The sequence below is a fragment of the Bacillota bacterium genome (assembly GCA_024655925.1).
GTDB lineage: Bacteria > Bacillota > DTU025 > DTU025 > JANLFS01 > JANLFS01.
Genome location: JANLFS010000019.1, coordinates 1,950 through 13,570 on the forward strand (window position 1 = coordinate 1,950; position 11,621 = coordinate 13,570).

The 11,621-nt window shown below is 60.6% G+C and carries 11 protein-coding genes; 9 read left to right on the forward strand and 2 right to left on the reverse strand.

The features are described from left to right. From NUW23_04545 to NUW23_04565, 5 genes are all read left to right on the forward strand, one after another. The coding region (locus tag NUW23_04545) for an aldehyde ferredoxin oxidoreductase C-terminal domain-containing protein (GenBank protein ID MCR4425444.1) at positions 1–285 on the forward strand (285 nt) is incomplete at its 5' end. 25 nt (positions 286–310) lie between these two features. After that, positions 311–544 carry a MoaD/ThiS family protein gene (locus NUW23_04550; protein ID MCR4425445.1) on the forward strand — a complete coding sequence of 78 codons (234 nt, stop codon included), beginning with the start codon at positions 311–313 and terminating at the stop codon, positions 542–544. A gap of 68 nt (positions 545–612) precedes the next feature. After that, positions 613–1,257: a GntR family transcriptional regulator gene (locus tag NUW23_04555; GenBank protein MCR4425446.1), complete on the forward strand. Its 645-nt coding sequence runs from the start codon at positions 613–615 to the stop codon at positions 1,255–1,257. A 429-nt stretch (positions 1,258–1,686) separates the two neighbouring features. Next, positions 1,687–2,727 carry a spore photoproduct lyase gene (gene splB / locus NUW23_04560; protein ID MCR4425447.1) on the forward strand — a complete coding sequence of 347 codons (1,041 nt, stop codon included), beginning with the start codon at positions 1,687–1,689 and terminating at the stop codon, positions 2,725–2,727. Positions 2,728–2,927: 200 nt separating this feature from the next. After that, positions 2,928–4,958 carry an ATP-binding protein gene (locus NUW23_04565; protein MCR4425448.1) on the forward strand — a complete coding sequence of 677 codons (2,031 nt, stop codon included), beginning with the start codon at positions 2,928–2,930 and terminating at the stop codon, positions 4,956–4,958. 151 nt (positions 4,959–5,109) lie between these two features. Here NUW23_04565 and NUW23_04570 read toward each other — a convergent pair whose 3' ends face one another. After that, complete coding sequence (locus NUW23_04570; GenBank protein MCR4425449.1) at positions 5,110–5,808, reverse strand: SDR family oxidoreductase; 699 nt, start codon at positions 5,806–5,808, stop codon at positions 5,110–5,112. A gap of 303 nt (positions 5,809–6,111) precedes the next feature. Here NUW23_04570 and NUW23_04575 point away from each other — a divergent pair, with 303 nt between their 5' ends. The 3 genes from NUW23_04575 (at position 6,112) to NUW23_04585 (ending at position 9,945) form a co-directional block, all read left to right on the forward strand. Further along, positions 6,112–7,164, forward strand: coding sequence for a Gfo/Idh/MocA family oxidoreductase (locus tag NUW23_04575; protein MCR4425450.1), 1,053 nt, complete (start codon positions 6,112–6,114; stop codon positions 7,162–7,164). A gap of 14 nt (positions 7,165–7,178) precedes the next feature. Then, entirely contained in the window at positions 7,179–8,231 is a 1,053-nt protein-coding gene (locus NUW23_04580) for an alcohol dehydrogenase catalytic domain-containing protein (GenBank protein MCR4425451.1), read from the forward strand. 169 nt (positions 8,232–8,400) lie between these two features. Then, complete coding sequence (locus NUW23_04585) at positions 8,401–9,945, forward strand: FGGY family carbohydrate kinase (GenBank protein ID MCR4425452.1); 1,545 nt, start codon at positions 8,401–8,403, stop codon at positions 9,943–9,945. Positions 9,946–9,951: 6 nt separating this feature from the next. Here the strand turns inward: NUW23_04585 and NUW23_04590 are convergent, their stop codons facing one another. Next, the gene (locus NUW23_04590; GenBank protein ID MCR4425453.1) at positions 9,952–10,728 is read right to left on the reverse strand and encodes a DeoR/GlpR family DNA-binding transcription regulator; all 777 of its coding nucleotides are present in this window, start codon (positions 10,726–10,728) and stop codon (positions 9,952–9,954) included. A 135-nt stretch (positions 10,729–10,863) separates the two neighbouring features. Between NUW23_04590 and NUW23_04595 the strand changes: the two genes are divergently transcribed. Beyond that, positions 10,864–11,621, forward strand: a 758-nt coding sequence (locus tag NUW23_04595) for an SDR family oxidoreductase (protein ID MCR4425454.1), incomplete at its 3' end; no start/stop codon positions are given.

Below are 11,621 nucleotides of genomic sequence, written 5' to 3' on the forward strand. Positions count from 1 at the left end.
GATAGCCTGGGGCTCTGCTCGTTCGTCGGCCCTGCCATGAAGGGAGATCTCGGGCTGATAGCGAAGCTAGTGGCTGCACGATTCGGTGTCTCCTGCAGCCCTGAGGACCTCATAGAACTGGGGAAAGCCACTCTCAGGACGGAGATCGCCTTCAACAGGGCGGCGGGTCTAACGTCCGTGCAGGATGACTTGCCTGAGTGGATGCGCGACACCGAGAACCCTTCGAGCGGGACCGTGTTCGATGTCCCCAAGCAGGAGCTGGACGAGATATTCCAGAGCCTATAGCCAGCCTGGACTGGGGGGACTTCACGTGAGAATACAACTGAAACTCGGAGCGGTGGTCGCCGAGAAGGTACGCCCGCCTGGCACCGCAAGCTCTCTCGAACTGCCCGGCAACGCAACTCCCGGGGACGTGGTGGCACACCTTGGACTTGGCCACGTAGATGACCTGGTCATCCTCCGGAACGGCCGGGCCGTGGAACTGGACGAGGAGCTCTCCGAAGGTGATGAGATCATGGTCATGTATGCGCTCTGCGGGGGCTGACTTCTGCGGGGGCGCTTTGACACGTGGGATTCTGGCGTCACTTGGGCTCAGTTGATGGGGGGACGACGATGCACACCGAACTCGCTGGGGCGAACAGCCTCAAACAGAAAGCCTACGACGCGATCAAGGAGAAGATCATCCGGTGCTTGATCATGCCAGGGGCGCCGATATCGGAGAAGGATCTCATGGCTGAACTCGAGATGAGTCGGACTCCCATCCGGGAGGCTCTGAACAAGCTCGAGACGGAGGGCCTCGTGAGCATATACCCGAAACGGGGCATATTCGTGACGAATATCACGCTTAAGGACGTGATGGATATCTACACGATCCGTGAATGCATCGAGCCTCTCGCGGCGCGGCTGGCCACACCATTGATAGACTTGGAGAGCGTCCAGCATTTCGTAGACATCTATCTCTCTCCGAAGAGAGAGCACACGCTGGAGGACTACATCATAACTGACTGCGCTTTCCATACCTTGATCGCGAACTCCACAGACAACCCGCGCCTGGCACAGATTCTCCTGAGCCTGTATGACCAGAACAGCAGAATCAGGATCCTCTCCAAGATCCGGGTGAAGGAGCGACAGGAGAAGGCCAGGGAAGAGCATCGCGAACTGATCAAGTGCTTCCAGGCCAGAGATGCAGACAGGGCGGAAGAAGTAATGAGAATGCACATCACGAATGGAAAGAAGACGGCGCTGAGCATTCTCTAGGCAGCTGCGGACGATGCCCCGCGGGCTATACCGCGGGGTGCTTCGCAGTGCCTATTGTGGGCCGACTGCAACGTGGGCTGGGAGTCCCGATTACACACGAGAGACCGGTTGCCGCTCATCAAGCGGCCGCGGGTCTTTTCCTTGGCTCCAGCATGAACGCGGCGAGGGTGGATCTCCCTCGGAGAACGCACCCTCGCTGGCCAGGCAACCTGGGTCGCCGTACTTAGTGTCCCACGGGAATTGCCGCTCTATGCGCCCAGCAGCCATGATGTCCGGCAGGCAGAGTCGTGTCGTTGCGGGGGACTATCAAACGTGCGCGCAGTGGTGATTGAGGCCGCAGGGCCAAGGCATACTATCAACCGGGGCTGGGTAAGGACACTTGGCGCTGCCCGGGCCCACAAGATCTTGGGAAGAGAGTGACGATATCCCATCGGCGCGCAGTCCTCGGAGCGATTCCGTTTCATCCCCCGCCGAGTCTATTTCGAGCCGGAGGCGCTCACCTATCCGCTCGGGCAAGCGATCCGCGCCCGGCTGGAGAGCCTCGGTGTGCCAGTTCAGACCACTTCAAGCCACAACAGGGTGACGGGGATCCCCGGGGAGACTCCGGCCGGCCGGTACCGGGAGTCCAAGACGACTCTCGTTGTCGGAGTGCACAGAAGCCGCGAATTCCAGACCTGCCGCCCTTCTGCCCACTTCCAACTTCCGATTGCGACTGGCTGTCCCGGGATGTGTGAGTACTGTTACCTGGCGACCAACATGGGAGCCAACCCCTACATTCGGGTCTACGTGAACCTGGACGAGGTCTTCACGATAGCACGAGAGCACATTGAGGCGCGCCACCCCGATACTACGACCTTTGAGGGGGCCGCAACATCAGACCCCATCCCGACGGAATACTTGACCGGGGCTTTAAGGAAGGCTGTAGAGTTCTTCGCGGATCAGCCGGGCGCGAGTTTCAGGTTTGTCACCAAGTTCACGGAAGTAGACTCACTCATAGATGCCCACCACGCCGGTCGAACGACCATCCGGGTGAGTGTGAATGCCAAGCCAGTTATACTGAGGTTCGAACATGCAACGCCCGACTTCGAGTCCCGGATCCAGACTGCGGCCAGGGTCGCCCGGGCAGGCTACCCGGTGGGCCTCCTAATAGCCCCCGTCATCCTCTTCGATCGTTGGGAGCGCGAGTATGGTGAGATGATCAGAGAGGCCGCGAGGGCTCTTTCCGGTATAGCGGAGCGTGTGACGCTGGAAGTTGTGACTCACAGGTTCACGGCTCGGGCCAAGAAACACATACTTGATGTGTTCCCTGCGACCCAATTGCCCCTAGACGAGGAGGCCAGGCGGTTCAAGTACGGGCAGTTTGGGTATGGGAAGTACGTGTACCTGCCGGAGCAAGTTGAGAGAGTACGAGAGTTCTTCGAGAAGGCTGCCCGGGAGTTTGACGACGCCACGGTGAGCTATGTCGTGTGAGACACTCAAGAAGTGCCCGCGTGACGATGCTGGGTGGGGGTATTGTCGGGGCGAGGTGAGGAGTCCTCCCCATTGTCTTCAAGTCCCGGGAATCTGAAGGAATATTGCCCTCACTGTCCAACTAGTATGCCAATTTGGACACCGGGTAGTCTCCGGTCACTCGGCCACGTGGAACACCATGACTTGCGGGGGTTTGAGAAATGAGTGGGTGCGATCAGGCAGCCCGAGCGAGGAACCAGTCATCCGAGGGATCATGGCCTTGGCAGGAACGGTTATGGGTCACCGCGGAGCGCACACCCGCGGGAGTGGCGGTTCTCGAAGGGCCGCAGCACATACTGAGATTCGCGAACAGATGCTTCAGAACGCTTCACGGGATACCGGAACCTATCCAGGAGGCCTTGGGTCACCCTGCGGGGCAGCTGATGAGCGGCGAGCACGCAGGACGCAGCCTGGGGTTGATCGACGAAGCCTACCGCACGAACCGCATAATCCGGGTGTGTGCGACCTACAGGAAGACGCAGTCGCCCGCCCGGGAGAAGGGATACTGGGAGGAGTTCTATGTTCCTCTCGGAGCCGATCACGGCCGGGCCGAGGGGGTTCTGGTTTTCTCCAAGGAGATCACTGATGAGGTGGTGGCGCGCAGGAGAGCTGAGGCCATAGCAGACTTCGCAATGGAGCTCAACGCGGGCACGAGTCTCTCACCGAAGCTCACTACAGCACTTGCCCGTGCCATCGAGCTTCTTGGGGGAGACGGTGGGCTGCTTTACCTGTGTGGGCAGGAGGAACCTCGTCTTCACCAGGCCATGGCCTTTGGCCGGGCGGAAGGGATGTGCTCTTCCGTCGAGGCTGCGGAATTCCCGACTATCCGGCGGATGCTTGAGCCGGGGCGGCCAGCCCACATAACCGTGGAAGATCTCACCGACGCAGAGATCGAACGCGTGAAACACCCGGGATGGTCCAGCTGCCTGGCCGCGCCCCTCGCCGCAGGCGGCCGGCGGGTAGGCGTGGTGCTCGTGGGGTTCGTGGAGCCCGGGCACGAACCGGTCGTGGAGGACATGGACTTTGCCGAGGTTGTGGCGAAACAGAGTGCGCTTGCGATAGAGTGGAACCGGCTGTACGAAGAGAGAGCGGGGATGCTCGAACGAGAGCACACGGCTGGCACGCAAGCGCAGGAGTACGCGATGAGGCTCTCTGCCCTCCTCGAGAACCTCGACGAGGGTGCGCTGGTGTGCGATAAAGATGGGAGTATCGTGCTTCAGAACGCGAGCTTCGAGGAGACAAGCGGAGTGCGGCGCGGCAGTGCGTCACATTTCGCGGACTTTGCCGCCCACTGTACTCTGCTCGAGCGGGACGGCACGACAGTCCCCGTGGAGAAGTGGCCCATCAGCCGGCTTCTTAGAGGGGAGCGGGTAAGTGACGAGGAGTACATGATCCAGCGGTCCGATGGGACCAGGCGGCATGTGGCGCTCAACGGCGGTGCCACCTGTGACGCCACAGGTGTCCCGACGTCGGCCATACTCACTTGCAGAGACGTCACCCGTCTGCACGAACTTGAGCAGGCGAAAGACGATTACCTTCGCCTGCTCACACACGAATTGCGGTCTCCCCTTGCCCTGCTTATGGGGTATGCACAGATCGCGGAGAGATCTGCCGACAACCCTGATCGGGTAAAAGCGGCGTCAGCGGGGATCATCAGAGCAGTCAGGCACATGGACGTGCTGATCTCTGACCTCGCAGACTCCATGCGCCTGGAGTCCGGGCAGCTGCGCCTCGCGAAGGGGCGCGTGAACCTGCGCGATCTACTCTCGCGCGTGCTGGAGGAAGCCGCCCATACAATGCGGGTCGATCGGATCAAGGTTCGAGCGCCGCAGGACCTTCCGGATGTCCTGGCGGACCGGGATCGCCTTGCCCGTATACTGATCAACCTCCTGTCCAACGCCTCGAAGTATTCCTCACCGGGCACTGTGATCACGGTCACGATAACGCAATCGGACTCGTTCGTGGTCACATCTGTGTCAAACGAGGGCCCCCCAATCCCTCCCGAAGACTTTCCGCATGTGTTCGAGAGGTACTACCGGGGCAGAGCGGCAACGGGCCAGTCAGAAGGGCTCGGCCTTGGCCTCTACGTCGCCAAGGGTCTGGTAGAAGCGCATGGAGGACAGATCTGGGCCAGCAGCGAGCCGGACACGGGCACCACATTCTCCTTCTCACTCCCCAAATATCAGGACTGACAGCCGCGGCAGTCGCAATGCCCACACTGTTCAACGGATCAATCCATGGGGTATCCTCCGTTTATGCCCAGGACGGTGCCTGTGATAGACCCTGCACGCCGCGAGTCTCGTCGGCACGTGTACCCACCGTCCACCATCGGGGCGGATCCCGTCACGTAGGAACTGGAATCCGATGCGAGAAAGACCGCAACCTGGGCGACCTCTTCGGCCTGCCCCATCCGACCCAGAGGAGTCGCGGCTTCACGTCTCTTACGTATGCCGGCCTATCGGGCACGGTGTCCATGTACGCCTCTAGCATCGGCGTGAGGATCATCGCTGGGCAGATCACGTTGGCCCTGATCGCCGGGGCGAAGTCAACTGCGATGTTCCTGGTGAGCACTAGCATGCCCCGCTTCGAGGCGTTGTAGGCGGCATTGTTCTTCAGCCCGACGAAGCTTGCGATGGAACCGAGATTGATGATGCTGCCCCCGCCGTGCTCCAGCGTCCTTGGGATCGCATACTTGCAGCACAGCCACGTGCCCTTGAGATTGACGCCGAGCAGTCTGTCCCAGTTGTCCTCATCTGTCTCGACGGAATTCCCGTTGTAGGCGATCCCCGCCGAGTTCACGACCACGTCGAGCCGGCCGAAGGTCCCGGCTGTCTGCTCGACGGCCTCCCTCAGTTGGTCCGCCTGGAGGACCAGGGGATCGTGACCTGATTCCCGTACCAGCTTGCCCACCTCCAAAGCGGCGGGAAGGTCGACGTCGACGATGGAGACCAGTGCTCCCTTGCGCGCGAATGCCGTGCAGACTGCCTTTCGTATGCCTCTCGCGCCCCCGGTTGCCAGGGTGACCTTACCTTGAAGAAGCATCAGCCACACCACCTAGAGATCTCTCCTGACACACACCTTCAGCCCCCACTGCAGATAGCCAGAGTGTTCCCATCTGTCCGTCCTGAGGTTCCGAGTGCTCCACGAACTGCTGGCTGGGTGATATGCCTTCACCCCGCAATGCACATTCGACCCAAAATCAAAAGGACTCGGGCACCAAAAGAAGGACTTCAGAAACCGGCGTCGAAACCAAAAGACACCAAATGAAAGTAAGGTCAGGGTACGCTCTGCTCGTGACGCACCGGCGCCGGATCGCGTCGCACACCTGACCGTGGGGGAACTGAGATGGCGAGCCATAGGGGCAAGGTCCGGATCTGTCTGGCAGGCACTGGAAGAGCGGGGATGGTTCATGCTCTCAACTTCGCGTCGTCGGTTCCTGATGCAGAGCTTGTCGCGATCGTCGACCCGGACCCCAACGCGGCTTCGCGCCCTGCCCGCGAGCTTGGAGTGGATCAAGTCTTCTGTGACCTCGATCAGGCACTCGGAGGCGTCGATTTCGATGCGGTGTGCATAGGCGCGCCTACCTTCGCCCACGCCGAGATAGCTGTCAAGGCTGCCCGTGAAGGGAAGCACATCCTTTGCGAGAAGCCCATGGCTCTCACCCTGGCGGAATGTGACGCAATGATCGATGCCGCAAAGGAAAGTGGCGTAGTCCTCCAGATAGGGTTCATGAGGCGGTTCGATGAGAGTTTCGTTGAGGCCAAGCGGGCGGTCGATTCGGGAGCCGTGGGCGAACCGGTCCTGATCAAGTCTCTCACCCGCGGGCCCGGACTCCCGGGTTCTTGGTACTACTCGGTCGAGAGAAGTAACGGCCTTCTCGCAGAGGTCAACAGCCACGATTTCGACACGGTAAGGTGGTTCATGGGGGAGGAGATCGCTTCAGTCTTCTCGCGCGCAGGGAATTTCAAGTGCCGCGAACTCGCCGAAAGGTACCCGAGGTTGTATGATTATGTGCTGGTGAGCATCGGATTTGAAAGCTCCAAGATGGGGCTTGTCGAAGGTGCCTGCCCGGCCGGGTATGGATACGACTCGAGGCTCGAGGTTGTTTGCACCGAGGGCCTGGTCTTCGCGGGAAGGCTGAACGAGGAATCTGTGGTCGTCTGCAGCAGTGGCGGAGGGGTGGCACAGCCCATATCCTCCAGTTGGCGTCGGAAGTTCAAAGACGCCTACCTGGCCGAGGATCGCCACTTTGTAGAGTGTGTGCTCGGGAACAGTCCGCCTGCAGTGGGCGGCGAGGAAGGAAGAGCGGCAGTACACGCGGTGATCGCTGCGAACCTGTCGATCACCACGGGAAGGCCTGTCAGGCTCTCTGAGGTTGCCGCAGCCAAGACTGAGTGAATGGGGTGTGGCGCATGCTGGCTGCACAAGTCGGAGGCCCCGGTGGTCTGGTTGTCACCGAGGTACCTCTTCCGAAACCAGGTGATGGGGAAATGCTGGTCCGGGTGGGCGCAGCCTCCATATGCGGAACGGACCTTCGGATTCTGCAGAACGGGCTTCCTGGAGTGTCCCAGGCTGCTCCCAGAATCCTCGGACACGAGTTCGCCGGGGACGTGGCAGAGGTCGGGAAGGGAGTCTCAGGCATCAAACCCGGAGACCGGGTGGCCGTAGCGCCCAACATCGGGTGCGGGCATTGCGACATGTGCACCTCCGGCAAGTCACATCATTGCGGATCTCACTCGGCCATCGGGATTACGCTCGATGGCGGATTTGCGGAATACGTGCTGATCCCCAAGGAAGCAGTGGCGCAGGGCAATGTGATCGCGCTCCCGCCGGGCATGACCTATCCGGAGGCGAGCATTGCTGAGGCCCTGGCATGCTGCTGGCACGGGTTTGAGGCTTGCCGCATAAGTCCAGGTGAAGTGGGACTTGTCATCGGCGCCGGTCCCATTGGAGTGGCGCACTCGCTCATCATGAGGATGGCAGGTGCGTCCTGCGTGGTAATGGCTGACATATCCCAATCCCGCCTGGACCTCGCAGCATCGTTCGGGCCCGATGTCACGGTGAACTCGGCCACTGAGTCTTTGGAGGCGGTCATCCATCACATAACCGGCGGAAAGGGCGCTGATGTGGTGATCGTGGCATGCCCGTCACCGGAGGCGCAAGCCCAGGCACTGACGGTTGCCGGGGTCGGGGGGAGGATCAACTACTTCGGTGGGCTTCCCCAGAGGACCTTGCCGGTCGCCCTGGATACGAACCTCATCCACTACAAAGAGCTGATCGTCACTGGCACAACCAGGTCCAATACCAGGCAGTTCCGGATGGCCCTCCGGCTGATCGAAACTGGGAGGTTCCCGGCTCGCCGGCTGGTAACTGGGACCTATCCGTTGAGTGAAGCCCCTTCGGCATTCGAGGCCGCCGCATCCGGGCGACATATGAAGGTAGTAATCGAGCCGGGTGGGCACTGAGGGGAGAAGGGATGGCCGGAGTGCAGGACAATGATCTGCCGTCAAACGAGGCGGACGCAGGGTTTTATTGCAGAATCATCGAGACTCTGGGAATGAAGAGACTGGTCCTTCATGGGTGAGGGGCCATCGTCATCGTGGACTCTCCGCGGGCCACAAGGGGGGACGCAAGTTGAAAGGCCCTTACTTGGTGGGTACCGATATCGGGACATCTGGGACTAAGAGTGCGATATTCGACTCGGCGGGCGACCTCGTGGCCGAGGCATACGTCGAATCGAAGCTGAACTGTCCTGCTCCCGGCGTCGTCGAGCAGGACCAGATGGAGTTCTACGAATCCGCCCTCACAACGATCAGAGAGTGCGTCGAGAAAGCAGGTATCAATCCCCATGAAGTGGCGGGAATCGGTGTAGACGGGCAGATGGCTGGGATCGGGGCGATAGACGAAGAGTGGAACCCGGTTACCGTCTACGACTCTTGGCTGGACACACGATGCGAGCCGTACATACAGCACATTCTGGACACCGTGGGCGATCAGGTTGTGAGACTCACAGGCTGTGCTCCCAGCTACAACCACGGCCCCAAGATGCTCTGGTGGAAGCATGAAAGGCCCGAGGCATTCCGCAGAATAGCGAGGTTCGTGGTACCAGGCGCGTTCGTGGCCGGGCGGATGGCAGGGCTTCGGGCTGTGAACGCGTTTGTCGACCACACCTACCTCCACTTCACCGGGGTGGCCGATGCCCGAAAACGTGAGTGGTCCGACGAGCTCTGCGAGGCACTCGATGTCCCCAAGAGGGTTCTTCCGAGAATCGTGGAGCCGTGGTCAGTCATCGGCAGACTGACCAGGGAGTCGGCGGACCGATGCGGTCTCGTGCAAGGAACTCCTATTGTGGCTGGGGCAGGGGATACTGCTGCGGGCCTTCTCGGCTCGGGCGTCACGGAAACCGGTGTGGCGATAGATGTAGCCGGCACGGCGTCGGTCTTGGCGGTGTGTATTCCCGGGTACTGCCCGGACCTCGTCCACAGGACCATGTCATGTGCCCGGTCAGCGATACCGGGCGTATGGTACTCCTACGCCTACATAAACGGCGGGGGTCTGTGCCTCCGATGGTTCAGGGACGAATTCTGCAAGTATGAGAAGGAAGCCCTCTCCCGCGCTGGGGTCGAGAGCATGTACGATGTCCTGAACTCCGAGGCCGATCAAGTCCCACCTGGCTCTTCGGGCCTGATCTTCATTCCTCACCTTGCGGGCAGAGTGTCACCGAACCAGCCGGGGCTCAGGGGAACCTGGCACGGGTTCAGCTGGTCTCACACCAGGGCGCACTTCTACCGGGCAATGCTCGAGGCCATCGCCTACGAGTATGCCGTCTACATGCGGATACTGAAAGAGCTTCAGCCCGGTGTGGTTTTCCGCGAAGTGAGGGGCATCGCGGGCGGGGCGAGGAGTATGGTGTGGAACCACGTCAAGGCGGACGTGCTCGGAATCCCCTATGCCGTGCTGTCAAGATCCGAGTTCTCTGTGCTCGGGGCGGCGATGATAGCAGGCAAGGGAGTGGGCCTCTTCAGCGACCTGGGCGACACCGCGAGAGCCTTTGTGAAGGTGATATCCCGAGTGGAGCCACGGCCGGAGAGCAGACGGGTATACGACTCCATGATCGAACGCTACGAGGACCTGCTTCACACCTGTCTCGATCTGCAGGAGGCCTGGGCGCAAGGGTAGTGGGGCTCATACTATCACGACCCGGACGCCCCTGTCCTCGAACTCCCGAATACTCTCAGCCCGAGCCCCGTCGTCGGTGATTATCATATCAACCCGGGAGAGCGGAGCTACTGAGACAAACGAGGCTTTCCCGATCTTGGTGCTGTCGGCGACCACAATGACCTGACGGGCCACGTGGGTCATCTTCCGTTTGGTTTCGGCGTGGATGACATCGGGTGTGGTGACTCCCCGGTCCACATCGATCCCGTTCGTGGCGAGGAAGAGCTTGTCCACATAGAACCGGCCAAGTGCGTCTTCGGTGATGGGGCCAACAAGGGAGGCCACGCCCTTGCGTAGGGTACCGCCGAGCACTATGACGTCGACACCGTGGACCGGCTCGAGCGCGGACGCGATGTTGAGATCGTTTACCACTACTGTAACGTTCTTCTTGTCCGAAAGGTTCCTGGCAATCTCCAGAGTCGTGGTGCCGGAGTCGAGGATGACGCTGTCGCCTTCGGTCACAAGGCTCGCGGCGTACTTCCCGATCCGCGCCTTCTGCTCGTGGTTCTTTACGACTTTCTCACGTGTGGAGAGCTCAAACCGCGTGCCATGAATGCTTATGGCGCCTCCGTGCGTTCGCTTGAGAGTCCCGGCGTTCTCGAGCGTCTTCAGGTCCTTTCTGATCGTGACCTCAGACACCCCGAAGATGCGACTGAGTTCAGGTACTGTCACTTTCAGCTGCTTTTCGAGGATCGAAAGGATCTTGTCCTTGCGTTCTTCTGCAAATATAGGTGCGGGATTCACAGTGCGAGCACCGTCCTTTCGTGAGGCAAGACAGTATCCAATATGGTGTTTCGGCGGGTTTTGTTTGTTTCCCTGCTTCCCGTCGAAACCCAGTTCCGCGATCATTCGCAACTGCACAGAGGGGAGGCGTTTTGCTTGGACTTCCGAGGTCAGACAGTCATAGTCACGGGAGGGTCACTGGGCATCGGGCTCGCGGCGGCGAAACGGTTCGCAAGCCTCGGGGCTGACGTGGTGCTGGCGGACATCAACCGGGAGCACGGGGTGCGCGCACAGGACGAGATAACCAGGGCCGGACGTGGCCGGGCGCTCTTTGTGGAGACCGATGTCTCATGTCTTTCATCAGTCACTTCCATGGTGGATCAGACTCTCGAGGCCTTCGGCAGACTCGACGTGCTCGTGAACAATGCCGGGGTCTACACCAAGGGGGACGTCATTTTCGCCACAGAAGCGGACTGGGACAGGCTTATGGACATCAACTTGAAAGGCGCTTTTCTATGCATGAAGGCCTGTGTTCCCGCGATGATCTCGTCCGCCGCAGGCGGGGTGGTAGTGAATGTGGCCTCCGAGGCCGGGCTTGTGGGAATCCGTGGGCAGGTTGTGTATAACGTCTCCAAGGCAGGAATGATCGCACTCACCAGGAGTTCCGCAGTGGATCTTGCGGGCCGGGGCGTGCGCGTCAACTGTATCTGCCCGGGGACCACCGAGACTCCTCTGGTCCTCGCGGCGGTGGCGAATGATCCAGACCCTGTGCGCGCCAGGAGGGCCTTGGAGACCTGTCGTCCCTTGGGCAGGCTCGGGCACGTGGACGAAATTGCGCATGGGATTGTATTCCTGTCATCCAAGGAGGCAGGCTACGCGACGGGTGCGGTGCTGTCCATGGATGGAGGGTACAC